General features: G+C 62.8%; 26 protein-coding genes. 9 read left to right on the top strand and 17 right to left on the bottom strand.

Annotated elements, in window-relative coordinates; genetic code table 11:
• Positions 1–208 precede the first annotated feature (208 nt).
• On the bottom strand, positions 209–2,377 hold the full coding sequence (locus BLT09_RS00470) for an amylo-alpha-1,6-glucosidase (RefSeq protein WP_091589944.1): 2,169 nt from the start codon (positions 2,375–2,377) through the stop codon (positions 209–211).
• A gap of 402 nt (positions 2,378–2,779) precedes the next feature.
• Here BLT09_RS00470 and BLT09_RS00465 point away from each other — a divergent pair, with 402 nt between their 5' ends.
• From BLT09_RS00465 to BLT09_RS00445, 5 genes are all read left to right on the top strand, one after another.
• Complete coding sequence (locus BLT09_RS00465) at positions 2,780–3,535, top strand: ABC transporter ATP-binding protein (RefSeq protein WP_091589942.1); 756 nt, start codon at positions 2,780–2,782, stop codon at positions 3,533–3,535.
• Positions 3,528–4,274, top strand: a complete 747-nt coding sequence (locus BLT09_RS00460) for an ABC transporter ATP-binding protein (RefSeq protein ID WP_091589941.1) — start codon at positions 3,528–3,530, stop codon at positions 4,272–4,274. The genes BLT09_RS00465 and BLT09_RS00460 overlap by 8 nt, the downstream gene beginning before the upstream one ends.
• Positions 4,275–4,328: 54 nt before the next feature.
• Positions 4,329–5,516: an ABC transporter substrate-binding protein gene (locus tag BLT09_RS00455; protein WP_413468402.1), complete on the top strand. Its 1,188-nt coding sequence runs from the start codon at positions 4,329–4,331 to the stop codon at positions 5,514–5,516.
• 69 nt (positions 5,517–5,585) lie between these two features.
• Positions 5,586–6,473, top strand: coding sequence for a branched-chain amino acid ABC transporter permease (locus BLT09_RS00450; RefSeq protein WP_027156409.1), 888 nt, complete (start codon positions 5,586–5,588; stop codon positions 6,471–6,473).
• Positions 6,473–7,456, top strand: coding sequence for a branched-chain amino acid ABC transporter permease (locus BLT09_RS00445; RefSeq protein WP_027156408.1), 984 nt, complete (start codon positions 6,473–6,475; stop codon positions 7,454–7,456). Before BLT09_RS00450 ends, BLT09_RS00445 begins: the two co-directional genes overlap by 1 nt.
• Before the next feature lie 95 nt (positions 7,457–7,551).
• On the opposite strand, the gene BLT09_RS00440 is transcribed toward BLT09_RS00445, so the two are convergent.
• From BLT09_RS00440 to BLT09_RS00390, 12 genes are all read right to left on the bottom strand, one after another.
• Entirely contained in the window at positions 7,552–8,406 is an 855-nt protein-coding gene (locus BLT09_RS00440) for a PCC domain-containing protein (RefSeq protein WP_091590753.1), read from the bottom strand.
• A gap of 10 nt (positions 8,407–8,416) precedes the next feature.
• Positions 8,417–9,175 (bottom strand): SDR family NAD(P)-dependent oxidoreductase, encoded by a 759-nt coding sequence (locus tag BLT09_RS00435; protein ID WP_091589938.1) that lies wholly within the window; start codon positions 9,173–9,175, stop codon positions 8,417–8,419.
• Positions 9,176–9,185: 10 nt separating this feature from the next.
• The gene (locus BLT09_RS00430; protein WP_091589936.1) at positions 9,186–10,811 is read right to left on the bottom strand and encodes an acyl-CoA synthetase; all 1,626 of its coding nucleotides are present in this window, start codon (positions 10,809–10,811) and stop codon (positions 9,186–9,188) included.
• Entirely contained in the window at positions 10,811–10,987 is a 177-nt protein-coding gene (locus BLT09_RS34125; RefSeq protein WP_167366273.1) for a hypothetical protein, read from the bottom strand. Before BLT09_RS34125 ends, BLT09_RS00430 begins: the two co-directional genes overlap by 1 nt.
• Positions 10,984–11,835: an IclR family transcriptional regulator gene (locus BLT09_RS00425; protein WP_236473242.1), complete on the bottom strand. Its 852-nt coding sequence runs from the start codon at positions 11,833–11,835 to the stop codon at positions 10,984–10,986. The genes BLT09_RS34125 and BLT09_RS00425 overlap by 4 nt, the downstream gene beginning before the upstream one ends.
• Before the next feature lie 8 nt (positions 11,836–11,843).
• Positions 11,844–12,647: an SDR family NAD(P)-dependent oxidoreductase gene (locus BLT09_RS00420; RefSeq protein WP_167366319.1), complete on the bottom strand. Its 804-nt coding sequence runs from the start codon at positions 12,645–12,647 to the stop codon at positions 11,844–11,846.
• Between the two features lie 80 nt (positions 12,648–12,727).
• Positions 12,728–13,744 (bottom strand): TRAP transporter substrate-binding protein, encoded by a 1,017-nt coding sequence (locus BLT09_RS00415; protein WP_091589932.1) that lies wholly within the window; start codon positions 13,742–13,744, stop codon positions 12,728–12,730.
• 29 nt (positions 13,745–13,773) lie between these two features.
• Positions 13,774–15,618, bottom strand: coding sequence for a TRAP transporter large permease (locus BLT09_RS00410; RefSeq protein ID WP_236388962.1), 1,845 nt, complete (start codon positions 15,616–15,618; stop codon positions 13,774–13,776).
• 291 nt (positions 15,619–15,909) lie between these two features.
• Positions 15,910–17,487 carry an ABC transporter transmembrane domain-containing protein gene (locus BLT09_RS00405; protein WP_091589928.1) on the bottom strand — a complete coding sequence of 526 codons (1,578 nt, stop codon included), beginning with the start codon at positions 17,485–17,487 and terminating at the stop codon, positions 15,910–15,912.
• On the bottom strand, positions 17,466–18,548 hold the full coding sequence (locus tag BLT09_RS00400; RefSeq protein WP_091589927.1) for a P-loop NTPase family protein: 1,083 nt from the start codon (positions 18,546–18,548) through the stop codon (positions 17,466–17,468). Before BLT09_RS00400 ends, BLT09_RS00405 begins: the two co-directional genes overlap by 22 nt.
• 119 nt (positions 18,549–18,667) lie before the next feature.
• A complete protein-coding gene (locus BLT09_RS00395) occupies positions 18,668–18,862 on the bottom strand; it encodes a hypothetical protein (RefSeq protein ID WP_091589925.1) in 195 nt (64 codons plus the stop codon).
• Entirely contained in the window at positions 18,849–19,082 is a 234-nt protein-coding gene (locus BLT09_RS00390; RefSeq protein WP_091589924.1) for an AbrB/MazE/SpoVT family DNA-binding domain-containing protein, read from the bottom strand. The genes BLT09_RS00395 and BLT09_RS00390 overlap by 14 nt, the downstream gene beginning before the upstream one ends.
• Positions 19,083–19,235: 153 nt before the next feature.
• On the opposite strand from BLT09_RS00390, the gene BLT09_RS00385 reads away from it, so the two are divergent.
• Positions 19,236–20,180 (top strand): lipid kinase, encoded by a 945-nt coding sequence (locus tag BLT09_RS00385; RefSeq protein ID WP_091589922.1) that lies wholly within the window; start codon positions 19,236–19,238, stop codon positions 20,178–20,180.
• A 131-nt stretch (positions 20,181–20,311) separates the two neighbouring features.
• Here BLT09_RS00385 and BLT09_RS34120 read toward each other — a convergent pair whose 3' ends face one another.
• The 4 genes from BLT09_RS34120 to BLT09_RS00365 form a co-directional block, all read right to left on the bottom strand.
• A complete protein-coding gene (locus tag BLT09_RS34120; RefSeq protein WP_167366272.1) occupies positions 20,312–20,566 on the bottom strand; it encodes a hypothetical protein in 255 nt (84 codons plus the stop codon).
• A gap of 510 nt (positions 20,567–21,076) precedes the next feature.
• Positions 21,077–21,862, bottom strand: a complete 786-nt coding sequence (locus BLT09_RS00375) for an ABC transporter ATP-binding protein (RefSeq protein WP_091589919.1) — start codon at positions 21,860–21,862, stop codon at positions 21,077–21,079.
• Positions 21,856–22,923, bottom strand: a complete 1,068-nt coding sequence (locus BLT09_RS00370; RefSeq protein WP_091589917.1) for a FecCD family ABC transporter permease — start codon at positions 22,921–22,923, stop codon at positions 21,856–21,858. The genes BLT09_RS00375 and BLT09_RS00370 overlap by 7 nt, the downstream gene beginning before the upstream one ends.
• A complete protein-coding gene (locus BLT09_RS00365; protein WP_236473239.1) occupies positions 22,913–23,995 on the bottom strand; it encodes an ABC transporter substrate-binding protein in 1,083 nt (360 codons plus the stop codon). The genes BLT09_RS00370 and BLT09_RS00365 overlap by 11 nt, the downstream gene beginning before the upstream one ends.
• Positions 23,996–24,156: 161 nt before the next feature.
• Here BLT09_RS00365 and BLT09_RS00360 point away from each other — a divergent pair, with 161 nt between their 5' ends.
• From BLT09_RS00360 to BLT09_RS00350, 3 genes are all read left to right on the top strand, one after another.
• A complete protein-coding gene (locus BLT09_RS00360) occupies positions 24,157–24,945 on the top strand; it encodes a class I SAM-dependent methyltransferase (protein WP_091589913.1) in 789 nt (262 codons plus the stop codon).
• Between the two features lie 247 nt (positions 24,946–25,192).
• A complete protein-coding gene (locus BLT09_RS00355; RefSeq protein ID WP_091589911.1) occupies positions 25,193–25,447 on the top strand; it encodes a helix-turn-helix domain-containing protein in 255 nt (84 codons plus the stop codon).
• Positions 25,447–26,760 carry a type II toxin-antitoxin system HipA family toxin gene (locus BLT09_RS00350; protein ID WP_091589910.1) on the top strand — a complete coding sequence of 438 codons (1,314 nt, stop codon included), beginning with the start codon at positions 25,447–25,449 and terminating at the stop codon, positions 26,758–26,760. The genes BLT09_RS00355 and BLT09_RS00350 overlap by 1 nt, the downstream gene beginning before the upstream one ends.
• Positions 26,761–26,805 lie beyond the last annotated feature (45 nt).

Below are 26,805 nucleotides of genomic sequence, written 5' to 3'. Positions count from 1 at the left end.
GTTTTGCGCTGCGCTGGCTGTGTATGCCATTCCTTCAGATTGCGACTTACCCTGGTCGAGGCTCACCCAGGCGCGACTCAATCCAGCGCTCGCAAATGCAGCAGGTACCACCCTACAGTCGGTGCGCTGGCGATCGGCGCAGGTACCAGTTGCGCCGTAGTCATTGATGGCAGTGTCCATCACGGAGCGCATGGGGAGCCGGCCTGCGTTATGAGCGCACCACCAGAGGCACCAGACCCTCATGGCGGTGGTCGAGATAACACGCAACACGGTCGCCAATGCGCTCGAAGATGAGATCGACTTTCGCCTCGCCGATGGCCAGGTGGCGGATAACGATGTTGTCGATGCCGATCGGCAGCCGCGGGCGTTCGACGGTGATCTCGCGCTTCCAGCCGTCAACCCGGATGCCCAGACAGGCCTGCAGCATCATGAAAGCGGAGCCAGCCGACCAGGCTTGCGGCAGGCAGGCGACCGGGTAGGCCACCGGTGAATCGCTGGCCGCACGCGTAAAGCCGCAGAACAGCTCTGGCAGCCGCATGTTGAAACGGACCGCCGCCTCGAACATACCGCTCATCAGCTTCACGACGCTGTCGCGTTCGTGATAGCGGGCGAGCCCGGAGGCGCAGAGCGCGGTGTCGTGCGGCCAGATCGAGCCATTATGATATGACATCGGGTTGAATGGGATCTCGTCGTCGGCCAGTGTGCGAACGCCCCAGCCACTATGAAGATGAGCAGAGAGCAACTGGCTGGCAAGTGCCTGCGCCCGTTCCGCCGACGGCAGCCCGACATAAAGCAGGTGACCGGCGTTGGACGTGCGGACCGCGCATTGCTTGCCTTCTCCGTCGATCGCCAAAGCATAGAAATCGCGGTCCGGCATCCAGAAATTCGTCTCGACCGCCTGACGGATCCTCTCTGCCAGGGCGCTCCAGTGCGCCGCCTTGGCGTCGTCGCCGCGCCTGGCGGCCAGCGCCGCCATCCCTTGATATGCGGCGAAGGCATAACCTTGCACCTCGACCAATGCGATCGGCCCTTTGGGGATGGTGCCGTCGGCATGGAAGACGGCATCGGAACTGTCCTTCCAGCCTTGGTTGAACAGACCCGTGTCGGCCGCCCTGTTGTAGGTTACAAAGCCTTCCCCGTTGCGGGCTCCGACCTCTTCCATCCACGCAGTGGCAGCGCCCAGCGAGTCCCACATACGGTCGACGAACGCCTCGTCTCCGGTGCGATCCGCGTAGGACGAAGCCAGGTAGACATAGAGTGGCGTGGTGTCGACGCCGCCATAGTAGCGGCCGAACGGCAGCTCGCGCAGCACAGCCATTTCTCCCTTGCGGGTTTCATGCATGATCTTGCCGGGTTCGGCATCATCGAACACAGAGGTGTCGGTCGACTGATAGTGGGCAAGATAGGCCAGTACCCCACGGGCAAGCTCGGGATTGAGCCAGAGCATCTGCAAGGCGGAAATGACGCCATCGCGGCCGAAAGCCGTCGAAAACCACGGGATGCCGGCATAGGGGTATGGCCCCGTCTCCAGATCCGTCGTCAGCAGCGCGATGTCGGCGCGCGTGCGTGTCAGCCAGTCGTTGAACACGCGGCCGGAGCTGAACACGGTGGCGCCCTGCCGGCGCTTTGAGCGCATGGCAAAGCGGGCGCGCGCGGCGGCCGCGCGGAAGCGATCACTGGAGGGGACGGCTTCGCTGTGACCGACCTCCAGGTACAGTGCCCTGCTGTCACGCCTTGCCACGAGAATGAGGAAATCGGCGTGGTTGGGATGCAGCTGATCGGGCTTGGACGAGAATGCGATGACCGATTGACGGGCCACATTGTCGAGGCCTTCATACCGGAAGGTGACGCTCGCCGCACCGACCAGCGCGTCATGGGCGCGACCACGGCGGCTGCGCGTGGTGCCGCGCACCTCGAACATGTCACGGAAATCGGCGTCGAAGTCGAGCCGAACCGGCAGGACCACCTCGCGCGCGGAGTAGTTGGTGAAGGTGATGCGTTCGAACATGCGGTCCTGCCAGATGAACCGCGTCCGGTCGATGTGGACGACGCCCGGCAACGCTTCGCTGCCATTCGGCCCGATAGTCGCCAGATTGGTGAGATTGGCGGTAAACAGGATGTTGTCTTGCGACAGCGAGGCGCCGAGCAGCGACAGCATCCGGCCGCCGATGAACAGACGGAAGCGCGACAGTACACGCGTGTCGTCGCGGAAAAGCCCGTCGCCGGTGCCGCGTATGTCGCCGTAGCTGTCTGAGACGACGAAGCAGTCCTCGTGCTTCAGCGCAAATTGCCGATGCGGCTCGCGCGGCGCCATCTCGTCGATCGCCGGGAGCGCCACGGCTGGATCAAGCTTGCGGTCTTCCAGTTGACTGGTCATGGTCAACCTCTCCTGTTCAGAAGCGGCCAAGTGGCTCAGGCGCTGATCCCTGCCGGCTAACGCCAGGCAGCCGAGCCATCTCCCTGCTCCGTTAGCTAGATATAGTCATTATTGCGGTGTTTTTAGCGCCTGTTTCGAGAGCCAAGTGCTTTCGTTATGCCCTCCGAGAGCGAACGATAGATCGCCAAGCAGTCGCTGCACATGCGCTCGACCGTGAACCGCTCTTCAAAAGTTTGTCGAACCGACGCATCTGAAAAATTGCAGCCTTGACGCGATGTGCATTAGGTCGTTTGTTGCGGGGCGGGAAAGCCACGGGAGGAACCATGGAAGTCACCCTGGGGGCGGGCAGCCTCGCAGCCGTTTCCACGTTTTCACGCCGATGATGGGCGAAGGCTTTCGCGCATGAGTTCCGGAGCGATCCTCGAAGCAGCGGGATTGACTAAGGAATTTGGGGGCTTTGTCGCTGTCAACAATGTCAACCTGACGGTGGAGCGAGGATCGGTCCACGCGCTGATCGGCCCCAACGGCGCAGGCAAGACGACCCTCTTCAACCTATTGACCAAATTCCTCCAGCCAACGCGCGGCGCGATCCGCTACCAAGGCCGCGACATCACCAAGATGCAGCCGGCCGACATCGCGCGGCTGGGCCTTGTGCGCTCCTTTCAGATATCGGCGGTGTTTCCGCACATGACGGCACTCGAGAATGTCCGCATCGCACTGCAGCGCCGGCGCGGCGACAGTTTCGATTTCTGGCGCTCCGAAAAAGTGCTCTCCAAGTTCGATGGCGAGGGTGCGGCGCTTCTCGCCGATGTCGGCCTGACCGCGTTCTCAGACATCCGCGCCAGCGATCTGTCCTACGGCCGCAAGCGCGCGCTTGAAATCGCGACGACGCTGGCGCTGAACCCTGAAATGCTGCTTCTCGACGAGCCCATGGCCGGCATGGCGCAAGAAGACATCGAGCGCATCTCGGCGCTGATCCGGCGCATTTCCAAGAACCGCACCATTTTGATGGTTGAGCACAATCTGTCGGTCGTCGCCTCGCTGTCGAACCGCATCACTGTGCTCGCTCGCGGCAAAGTCCTCGCCGAAGGCGACTATGCTGCGGTTTCCAAGGATCCGCGCGTTATCGAAGCCTATATCGGGGCCGGACATGCCTGAAGTTGAACTTGCAAGCAGGCCGGCTGCTGGCCCCTCGACGAGACCCCTGCTTCGCGTCGATGGCCTGCAGGGCTGGTACGGCGAGAGCCATGTGCTTCACGGCGTCAGTTTCGAGGTTGGCGAAGGTGAAGTGGTGACGCTGCTCGGCCGCAATGGCGCCGGCAAGACGACGACGCTGAAGGCGATCATGGGAATTCTTTCCAGGCGCTCGGGCTCGGTCACCTATGAAGGTCGGGAAACGATCAAGCTGCCGTCGCGGTTGATCGCACAGATGGGCATCGCCTACTGCCCCGAGGAACGGGCGATCTTTTCCAGCCTCTCTGTCGAGGAGAATTTGATGCTGCCGCCGCAGGTGCGCCCCGGTGGGCTCACCGTCGAGCAGATTTTCGAGCTCTTCCCGAACCTGAAGGAACGACTTTCGAGCCAAGGCACCAAGCTATCGGGCGGCGAACAGCAGATGCTCGCCATCGGCCGGATCTTGCGGACGGGCGCCAAGCTCTTGCTGCTCGACGAGCCGACCGAAGGGCTTGCGCCGGTCATCGTGCAGCAGATCGGCCGCACCATTGCCCGGCTCAAGGACGAGGGATTCACGATCGTGCTCGTCGAACAGAACTTTCATTTCGCCGCGTTGGTCGCGGACCGTCACTACGTGGTGGAACAGGGGCGCGTGATCGACACCATCCCCAACCACGAACTCGACGCCAACATCGACAAGCTGCACGCCTATCTCGGCGTCTAGACAATCATCAACGGCGCGTTGCGCCGCAATCGGAGGGAAGTAGCGATGAAAAAAATGGGATTTGTCCTGGCTTCGACGGCGAGCCTGCTGATGGCCGGCGCGGCCTACGCCACAGATGTCAAGATCGGCGTTCTGAATGACCGTTCCGGCATCTATGCAGACATCGCTGGCGAAGGCTCGGTCATCGCGGCCCAGATGGCGGTCGAAGACTTCAAGGCGACGGACAAGGGCATCAATGTGTCGATCGTCTCCGCCGACCACCAGAACAAGCCGGACGTCGGCTCGAACATCGCCCGCCAGTGGTACGACACCGAAAACGTCGATGTAATCGCCGATGTGCCAACCTCGTCGGTGGCGCTCGCCGTCAACGAGATCACCAAGGAGAAGAACAAGATCTTCCTCGCCTCGGGTCCGGCCTCGTCCGACCTCACCGGCAAAGCCTGTTCGCCCAACACCGTCCACTGGACCTACGACACCTGGGCGCTTGCCAACGGCACGGGCTCGGCCATGGTCGCACAGGGCGGCGACAGCTGGTTCTTCGTCACAGCCGACTACGCCTTCGGCCACGCGCTCGAGCGCGATACGACGGCGGTCGTCGAAGCATCGGGCGGCAAGGTTCTCGGCGCCGTCCGTCATCCTTTCCCCGGCCAGGATTTTTCGTCCTTCCTGCTGCAGGCGCAAGGGTCGGGCGCCAAGGTCGTCGGCCTCGCCAATGCCGGCGGCGACACGATCAACGCGGTCAAGCAGGCGTCGGAATTTGGCATCACGCAGGGCGGCCAGGCGCTCGCCGCCCTGCTGATGTTCATCAATGACGTGCATGCGCTTGGCCTCGAAGTGGCGCAAGGCCTCGTGCTCACCAGCGCGTTCTACTGGGACAAGAACGATCAAACGCGGGAGTTCTCTGCCCGTTTCCAGGAGCGGAATGCCGGACAAAAGCCTTCGATGATCGAGGCCGGAGTCTACGCTTCTGTCCTGCATTACCTTAAGGCCGTCGAGGCCGTCGGCGACAAGGATGCGGCCAAGGTGATGGCCAAAATGAAGGAAATGCCGACCGAGGATCCGCTGTTCGGCAAGGGCACCATCCGCGCCGACGGGCGCAAGCTGCACGACATGTATCTGTTCCGCGTCAAGAAGCCGGACCAATCGAAGGCTCCATGGGACTATTTCGAGACGGTGGCCACCATTCCGGCCGATAAAGCGTTCCGCCCGCTCGCCGAAGGCGGCTGTTCGCTCGTCAAGTAAGCGAGCCTCGCCAACGATGCGCCGAACAGCTCGGCGCGTTGTTTTGTCGACAAGTCAGCTGGAGCGACCATGTTCGAACTGCTTGGAATTCCGCCTCAGGTCCTGTTCGGGCAATTGCTGCTCGGGCTGATCAATGGCTCCTTCTATGCGGTTCTGAGCCTCGGGCTGGCGGTCATCTTCGGTCTCCTGAACATCATCAATTTCACGCATGGCGCCCAGTACATGCTGGGCGCCTTCGGCGCCTGGATGCTGCTCAACTATCTTGGCGTCGGTTACTGGTGGGCTGTGTTCATCGTCCCGCCGATTGTCGGCGTCACCGGCATCGTGCTTGAGCGCGTCCTGATCCGACGGCTCTATCACCTCGACCATCTCTACGGGCTGCTTCTCACATTCGGCCTGGCGCTGATCATCGTCGGCTTCTTCCGCCAGTTTTTCGGCGTATCCGGCCTGCCGTACCCGCCGCCGCCGCTTCTGAACGGCGGGTACAATCTCGGCTTCATGTACCTGCCGAATTCGCGCGCCTGGGTGATCGTGGCTTCCCTCATCGTGTGCCTTGCGACCTGGTTCATCATCGAAAAGACCCGGCTTGGCGCCTATCTCAGGGCTGCGACCGAGAACCCGACCATGGTCGGCGCGTTCGGCATCAACGTGCCGCTGCTGGTCACGCTCACCTATGGTTTCGGCGTCGCACTCGCGGGTTTCGCCGGCGTGCTCGCCGCGCCGATATACGCAGTCAATCCGAACATGGGGGCAGACCTGATCATTGTCGTCTTCGCCGTCGTCGTCATCGGCGGCATGGGCTCGATCCTGGGCTCGATCCTCACCGGCTTCGGGCTCGGGCTGATCGAGGGGCTGACCCGCGTATTCTATCCGGAAGGCTCGGCGGTGGTGATCTTTGTCATCATGGCGCTCGTGCTGTTGGTCAAGCCCGCGGGTCTGTTTGGACGGAGTGTGTGATGACAACCGACACCAACCCGATCGCTATGGCGGCCATAACGTCCGTCGGCGCTGCGGGCATGCCCCGTCATCACCTTGCGATCTTCGCCGCGCTGTTCGTCTTCCTCGTCGCCGCGCCATTTCTGCTCTATCCGATCTTTGTCATGAAGGTGCTGTGCTTCGCGCTGTTTGCCTGCGCCTTCAACCTGTTGCTCGGCTTTGGCGGTCTCCTGTCCTTCGGCCATGCGGCCTATTTCGGCATGGCGAGCTACGTCTCGGCCCATGCGGCAAAGGTGTGGGGCCTGACGCCTGAACTTGCCATTATCGCGGGCACGCTGGTGGCAGCGGTGCTCGGTCTCGCCATCGGCTCGCTCGCCATTCGCCGCCACGGCATCTATTTCGCCATGGTGACGCTGGCTTTTGCGCAGATGATCTATTTCTTCTCGCTGCAGGCGGCGTTTACCGGCGGCGAGGACGGCATCCAGGCCGTGCCGCGCGGCCATCTGTTCGGGCTGATCGACCTGCGTTCGAGCGAAGTTCTCTATTTCTTCGTGCTCGCCATCTTCTTCGCCGGCATATTGCTGATCTATCGGATCATCCATTCGCCGTTTGGCCAGGTGTTGAAGGCGATCCGCGAGAACGAGCCGCGCGCGATCTCGCTGGGCTATCGGGTCAACCGCTACAAGCTCGCCGTATTCGTGCTGTCGGCCACGCTCGCCGGCGTCGCCGGCGCAACCAAGGCCATCGTGTTCCAGTTGGCGTCGCTTACCGACGTCTACTGGACGATGTCCGGGGAAGTCGTGCTGATGACGCTGTTGGGCGGCATGGGCACGGTGTTCGGACCGATCGTCGGCGCGGCAGTCATCGTCACGATGCAGAACTACCTCGCGACGTTCGGCGACTGGGTCACGATCGGCCAGGGCATCATCTTCGTTGTCGCGGTGCTGTCGTTCCGGGAAGGCATCGTTGGGGTCCTGGCAAAATGGATCCGAAAACCGCTCTGACCGGGTCGTGAAACCTAAATTTCGGATGATCCTGATCCACGGTCGACCAAGTGGGGCCGCAGCGACAGGGCACACAGCGTGGTCAGCATCATCAACTATGCAGGTTCCTCATTGGATGAGACAACCAGCAGTTCGAACGTCACGCAGACGGGGTTAGCGTCGCGGCGAAGGCGACCTGCTGATATCACACCGTCCATGCCGACCAGCGCGATGTGGAGCGTGCAACGACCGGAGCGCACGGCGCCGTCCGTGACGAGAACTTCCGTCGCATAGGAGGAGACCGCCGAGCCGTCGTCGAAATCCGCGCCGACCAGGCTGCCGATGCCCTGGATCGAGGCGTGGTCAAAGCCGTGCCGTCGGCAAAGGGCTTCGATCGCCTGGCCGATATCCTCGTTGGGCCTTACCGTGCAGATGGCGGCGCGGCGGCCGCGGCGCTCACCCAGGAGCGGAGCCCTGATCGGCGCGAAAAGGCGAAAATTCGTCTCGGCGTCGTCGTGCACGTCGAGCAGTGCGCCCTCGATACCCCAGGCGGTGACCTCGACCGGCTCCGCCAGGTGCGAGTCGAGCGGCAGGAGATGGCCCATGCGGCGCACGCCATCGGGTGTTCGCCAGATGCCATGGCAATGAAGAAAAGGCTGTTCGTCGCGCCGGCCGGCAACAAGGCCCGCATCCTCGATGACCGTTATGCCTTCCGGCGCTGATATATCGCTGTACCACGCGGCGTGCGTGCCATCTGGAGAGGCGGCGGGGACGACGTAGCGCATTGGGTCAACCCGCGCGTTGCGCAGGCGGATATACCCGCCGCTGAACCCGGCGACCGCGAGGGCCTGCGCCACGGCGTCATTGATCGAGCGACCGGCTTCGAGCCGCAGCGTCAGCCGCTCTGCGGCGCAGGGCATCGCTGCGAAACGTTCCGAGGCGATCGGACCGGGATGGCGGATGCTGCGCATCGGAGCCATCTCAGGCGACAAGGCCGGCATGGATGAAGCCGCCATCGACGGCGAGAATCTGGCCGTTGATGTAGCTGGCCTCGTCTGAAATCAGGAAAGCCACCGCTCCCGCGATCTCGCGCGACGTGCCGTAGCGGCGCTGCGGCACGCGATCCAACCACTGCCGGCGGACATCCTCGGTGTGGACGGCCTGCGTCAACGGCGTTTCGATCGGCCCGGGTGCGACGGCGTTGACGCGGATGCCATCGACGCCGAGCTCATTGGCCATGACGAGCGTGAGCAGATTCTGGCCGCCCTTCGATGCGCCGTAGGCGCTGCGGCCCTTGTTGCCGCAAAGACCAGAAACAGAGCTGATATTGACAATCGCTCCCGGCAGCTTCCGTTCAAGCCAGTAGCGCGCCGCAGCCCGCGAGACGATGAACGTTCCGGTGAGGTTCACGTCGACAATGCGGCGGAAATCCTCGACGCTGGTCTCGACCGACGGCCGGTCCATCGCTATGCCGGCACAGTTCACGACCGCGGTGAGGCTGTGCGCGGCGGTGATCCGGCCGATGGCCTCGTCGACAGCCGCTTCGTCGACGACGTTGCAGACGATGCCGCGTTCCTCGCGCAGGCCGAGATCCGTGCAGGCCGAACCCAGCGCTGGCGCGGCGAGGTCGAGGAGGAAGACCTCGAAGCCGCGCTCGGTCAGCAGGCGCGCCGTCTCAAGGCCGATGCCCGATGCGCCGCCGGTGATCGCCACGGCGCGGCTTTGGTGGCTGCTGTTCATCGCCTGCTCCTCATGCCGAGAGCTTCGGCTCGGACGGTCCCAACTCGCCGCGGCGCTCCAGCTCTTCGCGAATCATCTTCTTGGCGATCTTGCCATAGGCCGATTTGGGCATCGTCTCCCACCACACGAAGCGCTTGGGCATCTTGTAGCGGGCGAGCTTGCCTTCCAGCCAGCGCTCAATCGCGATCGTTTCGCGCACAACGCCGGCGCGGGCGACGCAAACCGCGACGCCGACCTCGCCCCAGACAGGATCGGGAATGCCGAGAACGGCGGCTTCGCTGATGTCGGGATGGAGCAGGATCTTCTCCTCGATCTCGCGCGGATAGATGTTGGAGCCGCCGGAGATATACATGTCGGACGAGCGGCCGGTGATGTAGACGAAGCCGTCCTCGGACATGTGGCCCAGATCGCCGGTGCGGAACCAGCCGTTGCGGAACGCTGCGGCGTTGGCTTGCGGGTTGTCGTAATAGCCGGCGAAGACTGCAGGCCCGATCACGCAGATTTCGCCGGTTTCGCCCGGCGAGACGGCATTGCCGGCGTCGTCCTGGATCTCGACCTGCATGGCTGTGCGCTCGAAACCGCAGGTTCCGATGCGCGCTTGCGGGCCATCCTCGACGGAATGATAGGAAGGAGGCTGCACAGTGATATTGCCCGTGACTTCCCCCAGGCCAAAATACTGGACCAGAACCGGCCCGAGCTTCTCGAGCGCCCGCTTCTGGTCGGCGCGGTACATCGGCGCACCGGCATAGATGACATAGCGCAACGAGGAATGGTCGAACCGGTCGACGCTGTCGTCCTCGACCAGCATCTTGAGGATGGTCGGCACGGTGAAGGCGTTGGTCACCCGCCATTCTTCGACCAGCGCCCAGACCGTCGGCACGTCGAGCTTGTCGGTTGGCAGCAGGATAGACTTGGCGCCGTGCGCCACCTGCACGAGTTGATGAATGCCGGCCCCATGAGACAGCGGCGCCACCACGATCGAGGCGTCGTCGCGCGTCGTGGCGGGCATCAGGTCGCACAAATGATTGGTGATGACAAAGCCCATCTGGCCATGCGTGAGCACGGCGGCCTTTGGCCGGCCGGTCGTGCCGGAAGTGAAGAAGAACCAGCAGGGATCGTCGCGATCGACGGCGACGCTGGCAACGGTCCGGCCGGCAAAACGGGCGGCGACGGCGTCGTAGTCATCGCCGAATTCGGCCGCGCCGATCGACAGGACGAAGTCGATCCCGGGGGCTGTTTCCCGGCAGGCAGCAGCATGAGCCGGGAAGACCGCGCCGCAGATCAGGCCACGCGCGCCGCTCGCCTTGGCGAGGTAGGCGACTTCGTCCGGCGACTGGCGGTAGTTCGCCGGCACCCAGACGGCCCCGAGCCGGAAGCAGGCGAACATTGATTCGAACATCTGGTTGCAATTGGCCGACTGGACGAGGATTCGATCTCCCTTTGTCACGCCGAAGTCGTCGCGGAGTGCGGCGGCCATCGCGTTGACGCGCGCTTCCATCTCGCGCCACGTCCACTGCCGCTCGCGCCAGACGAAGCCGATGTCGTGCGGATTGCGGCGTGCCGCCTGGGTCAAAAAATGCGAGAGGTTCATGACGCGCGTGGAGGGAGGCGTCACGCCGCCTGCAGCCATGGTCATCACTTCGCGCGCTCCAGCGACGACACGGAGACGAAGATGGCGGCGACGTCGCAGGGCTCGACACCGGCATGAGCAAGCGTGGGCGCCGCTGCCGTCGCCATCAACTGCCCGGTGTTTTCCAATTCCGACTTTCCTAACGCGGAATGCGTCCGTCCGTCGGTGTGAGCCTTCGTCATTGTGACAACCTCCTGGTGCGCGGCTTTAAAGTGGGGTGCTCGCGCATATGCGCGCGCGAGGCGAACATCTGGGCAAGCCGTTCCTCGACGCGCTTTGCCTCCTGCATGAGATATCCGACGAGTTCGATTTGCCTTGCCGGCTGCATCCGGCTGTCGATCGCCGCGATCGACAGTGCGCCGACTGGCCGCGCGTCGGCGCTGCGAAGCACAACCCCGACCCCCCAGGAATTGGTGACGATGCGGCCGGGATTGAGCGAATAGCCGTTGGCGCGCGTCGTTTCGACGTCGCGCCGGATCTGCTCGACCGGCAGCATTGGGTAGTCGGATTTGAGCACTGCGTCATTGGCGGCCAGCACCGCTTCCACTTCCTCGTCGGGGAGTGCGGCGAGCATGGCGAGGGAGCCGGCGCCGACGCCCAGTGGGTGCTCGAATCCGGCCTGCAGCGCGTGGGTCCTGACCGGGTATGTGCCTTCCTCGCGATAGAGGCAGACCGAGTATGTGTCGCGGCGAACCGAGAGGAAGCTGGCATCCTCGGTCTTTCTGGAAAGGCGCAGCAGACTTTCCATCGAAACCTGAAGCAAGCCGAAACGTCGCGAGGCGAGGCTGCCCAGCACGTAAGCCTCCTCGCCGAGATAATAGCGCCGCGTCGTCTCGTCCTGCTCGATCATTCCCGCGCGCATCAGCGCCAGCAGCAGGCGGCGCGTTGTCGGCTTGTTGAGCCCACTTTCCTCGACGATATCGGAGAGCGAAACACCGCGGTCGGCGTGCCGGCCGACCATCGAAAGAAGGCTGAGCGCCCGGTCGACGCTCTGCGAGCCGGTCTGATCGCGTTCCGGGGGCGGCGCGATGTCCATGGTCAGCGGAGCTCGCAGACGGCGCAGCTTTGGCCGCCATCGACAGGCAGGCAAACGCCGGTGACGAAGCGCGCCTCCTCGGAGGCAAGAAACACGGCCGCCGCAGCGACGTCCCACGCTGTTCCCATCCGCCCCATCGGCACCATGGCGTTGCGGGCGGCCACCATCTCGTCGGCCGAACCATACTGGCCGGAAATCTGCTTGTAGATCATCGGCGTGTCGATCAGGCCCGGCATGATGCAGTTGGCGCGAATACCTTGCCGGGCATATTGCATGGCCAGCGCCACTGTGGCCTGGTTCACCGCGGCCTTGGCCGCATAATAGGCGAAATAGGGATAGCCGACGTAGCGTATCGCGGCGAGCGACGAGATATTGACGATTGCACCGCCGCCGCCCTTGAGCATATGCGGCAACACCGCCTTGGCGGTGCGGTAGACCGGTCCGATATTGAGATCGAGGGCGGCCTGGAACGCGTCCTCATCGAGTTCAATGGGACCGCCCATATGGGTCACGCCGACATTGTTGTGCAGGATGTCGATGGCGCCGAACGCCTCCATTGCCGCCGCTGCTGCCAGTTCGACTGAGGCCAGATTGGTCACGTCGGCCGACAACGCGATCGCCTGGTTGCCTTCGTCGCGGATGATTTCAGCGGTTTCAGCGGCGGCCGCCGCAGCGAGATCGACGCAGGCGACGCGCGCGCCTTCGCGCGCGAAGGCGACCGCGGCTGCCTTGCCGTTGCCCCAGCCGGGTCCGGATGACCCGGCGCCAAAGACGATTGCGGATTTTCCCCTGAGCCGGTCGACCACCATGGAATTCCTTACAAAAATCGCGGCTGTTATCGGGCGGTTGAGCCACATGCCCTGCCCGTCCGGGAACTGCCCTGCGCTCAGGTCAGGCTGGCGCCAACAGCCTTTTCCAGGATGGCCCAGGCTTCGTCGCCGTACTTGCCCTTCCACTCGGCGTAGAAGCCGGCGTCCTTCAGCGTCTGCCGGAACGCGGCCGCATCCGGATGGTTGATCTTCATGCCCTTGCCGACGAGCTCCTGCTCAAGCGTGGCATTGAGCTTGGCGACGTCCTCGCGCTCCTTCACGCCGGCCTCGTTGAGGTTCCTGGCGACGATCTCGCGCATGTCCTGCGGCATCGCCTCCCAGGCCCGCTTGTTGGCGAGGAACCAGAAGCCGTCCCACATGTGGTTGGTGAGCGAGCAGAACTGCTGCACCTCATAGAGCTTGGCCGTCGAGATGATGGCGAGCGGGTTTTCCTGCCCGTCGACAATCTTCGTCTGCAGCGCCGAATACACTTCGGCGAAGTTGATGCTGGCCGGCGCCGACTTGAAGGCGGTGAACATCGAGGTCCAGAGCGGGCTGACCGGGACGCGAATCTTGAAGCCTTCGAGGTTGGCGGGCGTCTCGATCGGGCCGACGGAACTGGTGATCTGGCGGAAGCCGTTGTCCCAGATCTTCTCCATAACGACCAGGTTCGATTTCTCGATCTCGCCGCGCACATATTTGCCGAGGTCGCCATCCATCGCCGCCCACACCGCGTCGTAGTCCGAGAAGGCAAAGCCGATGCCGCTGATCGAGGCATTGGCGACGAGCGTGGAAAGGATCAGCGGCGACAGCGTGAAGAATTCGACGCCGCCCGAGCGAACCTGGCTCAGCATGTCGGTGTCGGCGCCGAGCTGGTTGCTGGGGAATATCTGGATGGCGACGCGGCCGCCGGTCTCCTCGCGGATTTTCTCGACGGCTTCCTGCGCGCGCAGGTTCATCGGGTGGGTGAGCGGCAGGTTGTTGGCGTATTTGTAGTTGAACTCCGCCGCCTGCGCCCCGGCGTAGCGGATGGTGCTCACGAGCGGGATGGATGCGGCTGCGCCAATCATCAAGCTGCGGCGGGTGATGGTCATCGTGTTTCCTCCTGGTTGAATCCGAGTGGCTAAAGATAGGCTACCGACAGCGCCGGGACGGCAGCGATCAGCAACAGGCCGGCAAGCAACGCACCGAGGTAGGGCCAGATGGCGCTCATGGCCTCGTCGGGCGAGACGTCGCCGATCTTGCAGGCGATGTAGAAGCCGATGCCGATAGGCGGCGCCATAAGCCCGATGTTCATCGCCGTCACGACGACCATCGAATAGTGCACGTCGTTGATGCCCAGCCGAGCGGCGATCGGAAACATGATCGGCGCCATCAGAACGATCGCTGGCAGACCTTCAAGGACGCAGCCGAGAACCATGAAGACGGCGATGGTGACGAGCATGAAGGAGAACCAGCCTCCGGGCAGGTCGGTCATGTAGATGGCCAACTGGTTGGCGAAGCCGGTTTGCGTCAGCGCCCAGGCCATTGCCGAGGCGGTGCCGAGAATGAGCAGGATGGCGCCGGATAGCGCCGCCGTCTCGACCAGCATGGCGTAGAATTTCTTCGCGCCGATGCCGCCATAAAACAACGCGCCGATGACCAGCGCATAGAGCACGGCGATTGTGGAAACCTCGGTGGCGGTGGCGACGCCGCCGCCGACGGCGCCGCGGATCAGGAAGGGAAGCACCAGTGCGGGGGCGGAGACGAGCAGCGTCTTCCAGACGAGCGAGAACGGAGCGCGATGTACGCCTTCCATGCTCTCGCCCGAAGCCTTCCAGCGCGCGAGCACCGCAAGGACGAGCAACAGAACCACAGCGATGACGAAGCCGCTGGTGAAAAGCGCGGCGATCGAAACGCCGGCGACCGAGCCGAGCACAATCAGCACGATCGATGGCGGCACCGTATCGGCCATCGCAGCGCCGGTTGCGAGCAACGCGATCATCTCCTTGGGCTTGTGGCCGCGCCGCTTCATTTCGGGGAAAAGTGCCGGAGCGACAGTCGCCATGTCGGAAACCTTCGAACCGGAAATGCCCGAGACGAGGAACATCGAGCCCAGCAGCACGTAAGACATGCCGGCCTTCACATGGCCGAGCAGCGACGCCATGAATTCGACGATCGCCTTGCCCATGCCTGTCGCGTCGAGCACACAGCCGAGCAGGACGAAGATCGGCACCGACAGCAGGATGAGGCTCGACATCCCCTCGTCGATGCGGCCGACAAGCACGATCATCGGCACGTGCGTGCTGAAGGCGATGAAGGCGATCGTGCCGACGCCGAAACAGAAAGCGATCGGCACACCGAGCAGAAGGCAGACCGCCACCACGCCGACGAGAAAGATGACGATGTTGGCGTAGCCGAGCGTGAGGAACAATGGCGAAAGCAGCCAGCCGACCACGGCCAGTGCGGCAATGACTGCGACAGCGGCGGCCAGGTTGGCGAGCGTCGCTGCGCGGATCGCGTGGCCCACGGCGATAACCGACATCAATGCCAGCCCGGCGACAATTGCCGAGGCGCGGAAGCTCATCGGAATGTTGAGCGCCGCCGAGGTGACGTACCACTCTTCCTGTACATACTGGCTTGCCGGCACGATCAGCGCGAGCAGCACCGTCGCCACGACGAGCAAAGCGAGGGCGTCCACGAAGTGGCGGCCGCGCTCGGGGATCAGGTTGAGGAAGATGGTAAGACGCAGATGCTCGTTGCGGTCGATGGCGATCGCCGAGCCGAGCATGGCGAGCCAGAGAAAGGAGATGGAGGCGGCCTCATCGATCCAGACGATCGGCAGCGATAGCACGTAGCGCGAGATGACGCCGGCGAGCAGCAGACCGATGACGAAGACGAGCAGGATCGAGGCCACCGCCTCGACCGGCCACATCAGCCGTGACCCTGGCCGCGCATCCAGCACCTCGGCCGGCGTATCGACGATCATCGTGTTGTTGCTGGCGGCTGCCATGCTTCAAGCTCCTCCGCTCGGACCAGGCAACAACGCCTGCTCACGCCGAAATCGGGAACGAAGCGATCTCCTCCCGCTCATTCCAGATTTTCGCATACAGGTCTATATCATGGACCAGTTATTTCGCATAAGCGATTTTTGCCATGCAATCGGCTGTATATCAGCGACTTGCGGCGAAAATGCGATCCATATTGTGGATCGATGTCGCTAGTCGCGACTATTTGTGGTTGCAACAAGGCATGTGGCAGCGCCGAGGCAATCTCCCGATCACTCGCAATCGAGAAGCCACGTATCATCGAATTCCATGCCCACAGTGGCTGCTTCGCACGAGACGATCACTGTCGTTAGCGCGGCACGCGCGTGTGCAAGAACGGCCGCAAGCAAGTCCCGGTCCTTGCAGACATCGATGTCGTCGATAAGGAGCACGGCCGCTGATCGAACCAGCGCTCGTGCGGCACGGATCCGGGCGGCCTGCATGGCACTGATTTGAGGGGGCTCCAGTCTCTGGCCGCTGTCTGGCGGTCCATCGACTGCCAGGCCGCACAGCGAGGCCGTGGCGATTATCTCTTCCTGCGGGGTCGCTGAGGGCGCTCCCAGGGCTATATTGTCGACCATTGTAGCCCGCACCAACGGGATCGCCGGCGACAAAAGGGTGATTGCCCGGCGCCGGTCGCGCTGCGAAATCTTGTCGACAGGAATGTCATCGAGGAAAATCGCCAGGCCGCTGTTTTCCTCAAAACCTGCGATGCTGGAAAAAAGCGCGCTGCGTGCTTCAGGCGTATCACCGCCAAGCAGGATCGAGGCGCCGGGCGCGGCATCCAGCACTTTTGACGGCGTGCCGTTTCGGCAATGAAATTCGATGCGCAGCCGCCGGCCTGACGTCGAGCGCGGCAGGGGAACTGGATTCACAGGATCCGCAAGCACCGGCCTTGCCAGGATGGAGGCAATCCGGCGGCGGGACTCGACATAGGCAAGCCGATAGTCGGCGGCGCGAGCGAGGTCGGAAAGCTGGCCAACCGTCAGTCCGGTGAGGAGCAATAGCGTGCTGAGATCGCCAACCAGCATCGCCGGGCGGCCCGAAAACGCATAGGCCACGAGGATGACGACGATCACGGGCATGACGAAGTCGCTGGACGCGCGCGCAGCCCCCGACCACCCTGCCCGGCGGACGAGCCACATGTTGAGCGCTTCCGACATCCGGTCGATCTTGCGTGTGGACGTTCCGCTTTTGCCGAAATGGGCAAACGCCGCCCGGGCGGCAACGATGTCGCCGAGACGGCCGGCAAGCCGTCCCCGCCTCCGCCGGCTTTCGCGGATGGCCCGGTGAAGAAACGGCAGGGCAACAAGACAGACGATCGACCAGGCAAGAACGCCGCAAAGCAGGAACGGCGCAACCCCTGGGGCAAGCCAGAAGGCGCCAAGCACGATGAGAACGACGGAAGGACCCGCAACAAAGAGGGAAGCCACGCCGTCGGCCAGCCAGGATCTGATGGCGGAGAGGTCGGTGACGAGGCGGGTCATTACCAGGCCGAGACCGGTCCGGCCGGCGCCAGGCGGCAACGCGAAGAGTTGCTCGACCAGCAGTCTGCGGACCTCGCGCACATAGTCCAGTGCAAAAGCTGCCCCCTGTCGGCGCTGCATCACCCCGAGTGCGAAGAGCGCGATGCCGAGCGAAAGGCTGGCCACGATCAGCCTGCCCTGCCCGAGCGGCTGCGGTTCCCCGGAAACCGCCGCACCGACGATGGCGACAAGAGCGAGCGACGTGGCGGCCTTGGCAAAGCCGATGGCGACAAGAACCGCAAGGGCGACCAGTCGCGTGCCGATCAGGATTCCTGGTAGAGGCATTGTGCACCTCCAGCGATCACCATCAGGCGCGGGTTCAATATCCCTGAGACTATGCTTGCCGCGGTCGCCGGATCGGTGAGTTCCTTCACGCCATAGACAGGGACGTTGGCAGCGCCTGCTTCCCGGCGCGCCAGCGGCGAGCAGGTCAGGAGCCCGCTGAGCCCGAGCACGTCGTATCCAAGCTCGCGCAGCCTTTCGCAGCCCGCCACCGCCCCCATCGCATCGCCTGCGGCAAACAGCACGCCGCCGGTCAGCTCGCGGAATTTCGGGGACTTTGCCAGCGCGGCCGTCTCGGACTGGAATAGCCCATCCGCGACCTCCAGAACCGCGATCTCCGCCCCGGTGGCGGCAAGAGAATGCAGCAAATTCTGCGCGCCCTCGACGATGGCATCGATTGGGGCAAGATAGGTCGTGGCAAAGCCGGCATCAGTAAAATCAAGAGCGGCGCATGCTCCGGCATCCATCATCGACCAGAGATCATTGCCGGCTCCGGTTCCGGTCACCTTTGCCGCACCAACTGCGAAACCTGCCCTGGTCAAACCACGCACGAGGCTTGCAGCTGTTGTCGTCTTGCCCGAATTCATCGACGTTCCGAAGACAACGATTGTCGGCGGGGTAAGCCGCGCCGGCTGCGGCGCGACCGCAAAGTCTGCAACGTTCAGAACGCGGCCGCATGAGTTGGTGACGAGGCCGAGCGGCACGATCGCAGTCGGAGACATGGTCTTGTCGTGCCATGCCAACGCCCGCGAAGCCACTCCGCCTGCCGCCACCATATGGCACGGTCCGAGATCTGCCGGCACGATCGCCTCGAACTGATCAGGGGCGTAGCGGTTGCCATAGGCCAGGACGACTTCGTCCGTCGCGGCAAGTGCCGCCTTGCGTCCCGAGGGCAGCTCGACCGACTTGTGGTGACCGAGCGCCTCGATCCGCGCGAGCACCAGGTCGCCTGCCTTCGGTTCGGCAGGAGGCGAAAGCAACATCCGCATGCGCTCGGTCGGAATTCGGCGGGTCGTGAAAGCCCGCTTGGCCTTCGCGATGCGTTCGCAGTCAAGAATTTCCATTGTGGTCTCTCCGGTCACCAAGGGGGCGCTGTTACCTGGGGGAGAACGCGGTCGAACCAGGATTATTCTCGGTGTTGCGATTCTTTTCGCCATGATGGCGTCGACCCAAGCCGCGGGGCCTACGCATACGCCGCGCGAAGCAGCGGACGAGAAACAGGCGTGCGGTCATAGCGGACGGCAAGTTCGGCATAGACCGCATCGTTGATCAGCAACGGCCCATTGAGGCTTGCCGCCTCAAGCCGGTCGATCGACCAATCCGTCCAGTTCGCATCGTCCGTTACAGGATCGAGCCGACCAGCGTCACGCGTCGCCACGCGTCAGTGCCAGGATCGCGTCGGTGTCGAGGCCCTTGCCGGCATGGCCGCGCAATTTCGCGAAGCGGCTCGCGGGCTGCTTCTTGTCACTACGCACAATCACCACATTGCCGTCATCGGTGCGGCGGAAATCAACCTTGCTGCCCGGAACGATTCCGAGCAGGTCCCGGACCGGCTTCGGGATGGTCACCTGTCCTTTGGCTGTGACTGTGTTGGTCATGTCCGCACCTTGGTAGTACCCATTTTCGGTATTATTATGTGGACCGAATTTCAACCTCCGCAAACGGCTGCCAAAGCCATGATTTTGTGACTTGTTTTCCCAGGCGCGCCTGTCGACGTCGTAATCCGCAGGCACGCACCCTATCTACGCCGCATGAATGACATCACGAACAGACGCGCGCTTCTACTCATCAATCCAAAGGCACGACGCGGGCAGGAATCTCTCGCACCGGTCGTCGAGCGGCTGGAAGCCGGAGGGCTCCGCGTCAGCGTCGAGACATTTGAGGCACTGCCCGAGATAGCACGCGACATCGTGCGCCTTCGCCATAGGGCCGATCTTGTGATCGTGTGCGGCGGCGATGGCTCGGTGTCCTCGGCGGCGGTCGCGGTCATGGAAAGCGGGCTGCCGATGGGCATCATTCCGATGGGGACGGCGAACGATCTGGCGCGCACCCTCGAAATACCGTTGGATCTTGGGAAGGCGGCCGACGTGATAGTAGAGGGCGGACGACGTCTGATCGATATCGGGACCGTCAATGGCCACGCTTTCTTCAACGTCGCGAGCATCGGCCTCAGCACCGATCTTGCCCAGGGGCTGGATCCGGCGCTGAAGAAGCGTTTCGGCAGGTTTGGCTATGCCTTGGCGGCCATGAAAGTGTTGACCAAGGCCCGCCACTTTGAAGCAAGGATTACCGAAAAGGGCGCAACGACCGAAGTCGAGACCTACCAGATAGCGGTCGGCAACGGCCGCCACTATGGCGGCGGCAACGTCGTCGAGGAGACGGCGGAGATCGATGACGGCCATCTCGACCTTTACAGCCTGGAAATGACGAATCTCTGGAAGATGGCGCTCTTGCTGCGCTCGTTCCGCTCTGGCACGCACGGCGCCTGGAGCGAGGTTCGCACAGCCAGATGCGTCGAGTTCGACATCGAGACGAAAAGGCCGATGCCGGTGAACACTGACGGTGAGATCGTCACCTCGACCCCGGCGCATTTCAAGGTCCACCCGAAGGCAATTTCGGTGTTCGCGCCTGCCGCCGCGCGCATACAGCCCCGCACAAAGGTGCTTGGTGACGCGGTCAGCGCAAACAGCGGCTAGACTGGCGACCAAGCGCGCGTCGAACAAACCCAATCGCCCGCGGTCATCTCTCGATCAGGAGTCGGCGCCCATGGAAGAACGCCGCGGGCTGATCGGGCAACAGCAACATAGCCTTCCAAGCATGTCTTCGATCATTGCTTGACGAACGCGCCCGTGTAGGTCTGGCCGGCAAGCCTGACGGTTCCGGCGAGGGTTCTGTCGGGCCGCATGACAAAACTGACGTCTGCGCCACTCGGCAGGCGCTCAAGCTTCAACGTAGTCCCCACAATTTTTCCAGTGCCGGCGGCCTCTCCCGGATGATTGTCGCCCAGAGTTCCCCACGCATAGGTGACCGTCACCTTGCCATTGGAAGAAATCGTCTGAACAGCAAGTTTGGCGTCATACATCCCCTCCAATCGTCCGGCCCATAGACCCGAAAAAGCAGCATATTTTGTCGGGACGGTCTTGGCAGGGGGAGTGACCGCCACGGATTGATCAATAATTGCCGAGCCGGAAGGAACAGCGGCAGGATCCGAGGCGGTTTGGGCAGGAATGGGTCCAGGTCCTAACGCAGGTTCGACAGTGGGTCGCGGCGTTTCAGGCGCCGATTGGCACGCGGTTATGGCAAGCGCCGCGAAGCCAAGCATTGCGTTGCACATTCGGCGTGCCATCATCTGGTGCCCCGGCCATCTCTGAATCTAGCGCAGGCTAACCTTATCGCGCGTTTTCACGACCTCTGTCTACCCAAGATGTCTCGTAGAACAGCAGCTCGTCGAGGGACGTGCAGCGGTCGAAAGCGAACGCTTCCATTCGTCGCCAAAGTAACCGCCTTGGCGTCTGAAAATGTTTTTAATTCAATTATTTACCCTAGAATTTTGATCTATTTTCCAGGCTTTTGGCTTTCGACCACAGACGCTCTAAGCTGCTATCGATGCAGTCGCTGCCGTTTCGGCGGCAACGCCGTCTACCATGACATGACCGATGCTCCGCGAGCAGCGCTCGATCCTCGCCTCGACGCGGTACACATCACGCAATAGCGCCGGGGTGACAACCTCTTCCGGCGTGCCGCAGGCGACCATCCGCCCCTCGGCGATGACGATGCATTTGTCGGCGAAGCGCAGGGCCTGATTGAGGTCGTGAATTGCGATCAGCACTGCGATCCCGTGCTTGCGCGCAAGCCCGCGCATGAAGGTCAGCACCGCGACCTGCCGGTGCAGGTCAAGCGCGGACGTCGGCTCGTCCATCAGCAGGATTTCAGGTTCGCGAGCCAGGGTCTGGGCAATGCTTACCACCTGCCTTTGCCCGCCGCTCAATTCTCCCACGTTGCGAAAGGCAAGATCCGAGATGCTGAGCGCGGCCAGGATGCCGTCTATGAGTGCGAGGTCGCCGTCGCTGACCGACCAGGCCGAGCCCTGCTTGCGGGCGAGCAGGATCGATTCATAGACGGTCAGCACCGCGTCGGCTGCCGTATCCTGCGGCATATAGCAGATGCCGTCCGGTCCCTTCGCCGCTCCCTCGAGGCAGACGCGTCCCGGGCCCTTCAGAAGTCCTGCGATGCGCTTGAACAGCGTCGACTTCCCCGCTGCGTTGGGCCCGATCACGGCGACAACCTCGCCACCCCGGAAAATGGGAGTTGAAACATCCGAAAGGACGAGCCGCGCCCCGTGGAAGGCTCCGAGACCATCGAGCCTGATCGTTACCATGAGCGCCTCACATTCGAGAGGATCAGCGAGATGAAGAAGGGAATGCCGATAAGCGAGGTGACGATGCCGATCGGGAAGATCGTGCCTGGAACGAGCGACTTGCTGGCAACCGAACTCGCCGAAAGGATGAGCGCCCCCGAAAGCGCCGAGGCGGGCAGGAAGAAGCGCTGATCTTCTCCGATCAGCATGCGGGCGATGTGCGGACCGACAAGCCCGATGAAGCCGATCGTGCCGACGAAGGCGACGGGAATGGCAGCAAGGAGGCTCACCATCATCATGGTTTCGAGCCTAAGGCGTGCGACCTTGACGCCAAAGCTCGCGGCCTTGTCTTCGCCTAGCCGCAGCGCCGTCAGCGCCCAGGCGCGGCGCACGAATATCGTAAGTGTTGCGAGAAGGATGAGGCTGGTAATGATGAGCTTGGGCCAGGTGGCTTTGGTGAGGCTTCCCATCGTCCAGAACACGACCGCGGCGAGCGCCTGCTCGGAGGAAAGATACTGGACGAGCGACAGCAGCGCATTGAAGGTGAATACGAGCGCGATGCCGAGAAGCACGATGGTTTCGACCGTCACGCCGCGCTTGAGGCTCAGAAGGTGGATGACGAGCGCGGTCAGCATCGCCACCACGAAGGCGTTCAGCGGCACGATATATTCGATCGCGGCCGGGATCAGCGCGACGCCGAAGGCGAGCGCGAGGGCTGCGCCAAAGCTGGCCGCCGCCGAAATGCCGAGCGTGAACGGGCTGGCGAGCGGATTGTTGAGGATGGTCTGCATCTGCGCACCGGCGACCGACAGTGCTGCGCCGACGACTACTGCCATGAGCGCGATGGGAAGCCGGATGTCCCACAACACGACGCGCACCTGAAGCGGCACACTGCCGGGAGAAACCAGGGCGAGCACCACCTGGTCGAGGCTATAGCTTGCGGGCCCGAGCGCGAGGTCGATGCAGAGGCTCAGCAGCAGCGCCAGGGCGAGCCCCGCCAGGATCAGCTGCTTGCGCAGGACAAGGGCGCGGTAGAGCCCGCGCCCTTGTTTGGCTGACAGTGCGGCCGGTTCACTGCTCATCGGAGAGCGAGACCCAATGGCCAGGCCTGTACCCGACCGGCAGGAACTTCTCGTGCAACTCCTTGAAGGTGGCCTCGGCGTCGAGATCGGCGAACAGGTCGGGATGCAGCCATTTGGCCATCTGCTGTATGGCGACGAACTGATAGGGGCTGTTGTAGAACTGGTGCCAGATCGCGTGGACCTGCCCGTTCTCCACCGCCTTGATGCCGGTTAGCGCGGGCCGCTCGGTCAGCCCCTTGAGTTTCTTCAGTGCCGCCGCTTCGTCGGCGCCGGGACCGACGCCGACCCATTTGCCGCCCGGCACATAGGCCTCCCAATTGCCGCCCGTCACAATCACCTGGTCGGGATCGCTGGCGATGATCTGTTCGGGATTGAGCGCGCCAAACGTGCCCGGGATCAGGTCGGCCGCGATATTGGCCCCGCCGGCCATGTCGACGAACTTGCCAAAATTGTCGTTGCCGAAGCTCATGCAGCAATCATCGGAATAGCCCCCGGCGCGATCGATGAACACGGTCGGGCGCTTGGGGTTCTTCTCTGCGATCACATCGGTGACGCGCGCGATCTGGGCCGCGCGGTAGGCGATGAACGCCTCGGCCCGCTGTTCTTGGCCAAGCAGCTTGCCGATCAGGCGCATGCTCGGCTCGGTGTTGGTGAAGGGTTGCTCGCGGAAATCGACATAGACCACCGGAATGCCGACGGCGGCGAGCTTCTCGATGTATTGCGCGTCCTCGGTTGCCTGCTTGGACTCGATGTTCATGATCATCACGTCCGGGTCAAGTGCGATGGCCTGCTCGATGTCGAAGGTGCCGTCCTTGAAACCGCCGAAGGTCGGTATCGCCGCCATCGACGGGAATTTTTCCAGATAAATGGCGTAATTGTCCGGATCGGCCTGGGAGAAATCCTCGCGCCAGCCAACGATGCGCTTGAAAGGGTTGTCGGTATCGAGCGCGGCGATCAGGTAGATCTGCCGGCCTTCGCCGAGGATGACCTTCTCGACCGGCGTCTTCACCTCGACCTTGCGGCCGGCAATGTCGGTGACGGTCTCGGCGCGCGCGCCTGGGGTAAGCGGCATCAAGGCCGCGAGCGCGACCGCGGCCGCAAATATCGATTTCAAAATCATTGGGCTCTCGCAATTCAGTTGCCGGCCCCGCTTATGAAACATGAATTGTATAATCAAGAATTTTCTTTTAGAGCAATTCCAATGTAGCCGCTTTGGGGAGTGCGTTTCGGGCAATGACGGCTCACGCAAACTATTCGCTGCGCGACGAGATTCGGGACTATTGGTCCGACCGCGCCGAGACATTCGACCTGCAGGTCGGCCACGAGATTTTTTCCGAGCAGGAGCGTGCCGCCTGGCACGCGCTCTTAACCACACACCTTGGGCCAGGCGCCGGGCGGGCGTCTCTGGATCTCGCCTGCGGGACTGGCGTCATTTCGCATCTGATGCACGATCTGGGCTTTGTGGTGACAGGCCTCGACTGGTCGGAAGCCATGCTTGCCAAGGCGCGCGCCAAGGCACAAAAACGCGGCGCCGATATCCGCTTCATCGTGAGGGATGCAGAACGGACGCTCGAGGACAGGGCGAGCTACGATGTCATCGTCACCCGTCACCTGGTCTGGACGCTGCTGGATCCGAAGGCGGCCTTTGCCGAATGGTTCTCGCTGCTGAAGCCCGGCGGCAGGCTGCTGGTCATCGACGGCGATTTTGTCAGCCGCAACTGGGCGACGCGTATGCGGGAACTTTGGGAGAAGCTCACGGCCGGCAAGTCCCAGGTCTCGGACGATGACGGCGCCGCCATGGCCAGACGTCACCAGAACATTCTTGCCCGTGTCTATTTCTCAGGCGGCGCACGGGCGGAAGAGATAGTTCGCTTGCTGGCCGAAGCCGGGTTCGAGCAGCCGGTCGTGGACTGGAAACTGGGCGCGATCCATCGCGCCCAGGCTCGACGCATGAGTTGGCCCAAGGCGCTCGAACGCGCTACTCAACATCGCTTCGCGATCTGCGCGACAAAGCCGCAGTAAACGACTCGGCGTTGCCGCATCGGTCGCTCCATGCCACCTTAACTGCCACCGCCGCCGTCGCTCTCCCCGCGAACGGAGCGGTGCCGCGCTCGACGACGATGTCCGACGCGCCACCAAAGTCGATCCATTATACGCGTTCGCGCCTTTTTTTCTTTTAGTCGAGGATGCGTATAAAATCGAAATATACGCAATCACGTATATTGCTGATCTATACGTCTTCGCGTATATTGTTTATTGGAGGTGCTCCATGACCGAGCAAATCGCCCGAACAGAAAAACAACTCGGCGCCATTTTACGCCGCGTCCGCAAACAGGCCGGCCTTACCCAAGGCGGACTGGGTGATCGCATTCACCTGCGCCAGGGGACAGTGTCACGCCTCGAAGCCGGAGAGCCCGCGGTCCAGCTGCGGACGCTGATGGCTGCGCTCTCGGCGCTCGACTTGGAACTCGTCATCCGACCACGCACCAAGGGCAGCGCCGCCGACATCGAGGACCTGTTCTGATGGGACGCCCGCGCGCCCACGCTCCGCTCAACGTTTTCCTGAACGGCCGCCTTGTCGGCGTCATGCGGCGTGAGGCGACAGGCGCGGTCGATTTCAAATATGCCGACGAGTGGCTGGCATTCCGCGGCACCTTCCCTGTATCTCTATCGCTGCCGCTGCGGGAGGACCGCTACATCGGCGAGCCGGTCATCAACGTCTTCGACAACTTGCTTCCGGACAGCAGCGATATCCGCAAGCGCGTTGCTGAAAGAGTCGGCGCAGCCGGTACCGATGCCTACAGCATGCTAGCCGCACTTGGCCATGACTGCGTCGGCGCACTCCAGTTCCTGCCGGACGGCGTCGATGCCGGCCTCGCCGGAGAAGTCAACGGCAAGCCGGTGACCGACGCCGAGATCGCCGACATCGTCAAAAATCTCGCTTCCACTCCGCTCGGCATGGGCGAAGACGAAGATTTCCGTATCTCGATTGCCGGCGTCCAGGAGAAAACGGCGCTGCTGCGCAAAGACGGTCAATGGTTCAAACCGATCGGCACGACAGCCACCACCCATATTCTCAAACCGCAGATCGGCCGCCTGCCGAACGGCATCGACCTGTCGAACAGCGTCGAAAACGAATATCTGTGCCTCAAGCTGGTGGAGGGAATGGGCGTTCCCGTCGCCCGCGTCGAGATCGCTGATTTCGGTAAACGGCGAACGTTGATCGTCGAGCGCTTCGACCGCATCTGGACAAGAGACGAACGCTTGCTGCGCCAGCCGCAGGAGGATTGCTGTCAGGCCCTCTCCGTGCCGCCGACCAGAAAATACCAATCAGAAGGTGGGCCGGGCATGCGCGAGATCATCAACCTGCTCAAAGGCAGCGATACGCCAGACGCTGATATCCTGACATTTATGCGGGCCAGCATAATTTTCTGGCTGCTGGGTGCAACGGACGGACACGCCAAGAACTTCAGCATTTTTCTGTCGCCCGGCGGTGGCTACCGCATGACGCCCCTCTATGATGTGTTGAGCGCACAGCCGAGCCTGGATTTGCACCAAATCCCACGAAAGAAATTCAAGCTCGCAATGTCTGTCGGCAAGAGCAACCACTACGCCTTGCACGAAGTTGTACCGCGCCATTTCCTGCAGACGGCCGACCTTGCCGGCGTTGGAAAACCGGCAATGCTGTCGTTATGCGACGATCTGGCGGCAAATGCAGAACGCGCGGCCGCAGCGGTTGTCGACAAACTCCCCAAAAGCTTCCCGGACCCGCTCGTCAAATCGGTGGTGACCGCCATTGCCGACAGAGCCCGCCTTCTCGCCGATGTGAAATCCTGACGCCATGCGTTGGCAGGACCGACCTTCCTACCAGCCTGCTTCGGC

This window comes from Mesorhizobium muleiense, assembly GCF_900099905.1.
Taxonomy (GTDB): domain Bacteria; phylum Pseudomonadota; class Alphaproteobacteria; order Rhizobiales; family Rhizobiaceae; genus Mesorhizobium; species Mesorhizobium muleiense.
The sequence above is the reverse complement of the archived record's forward strand: the minus strand, read 5'-3'. Positions and strand labels throughout refer to the sequence as shown.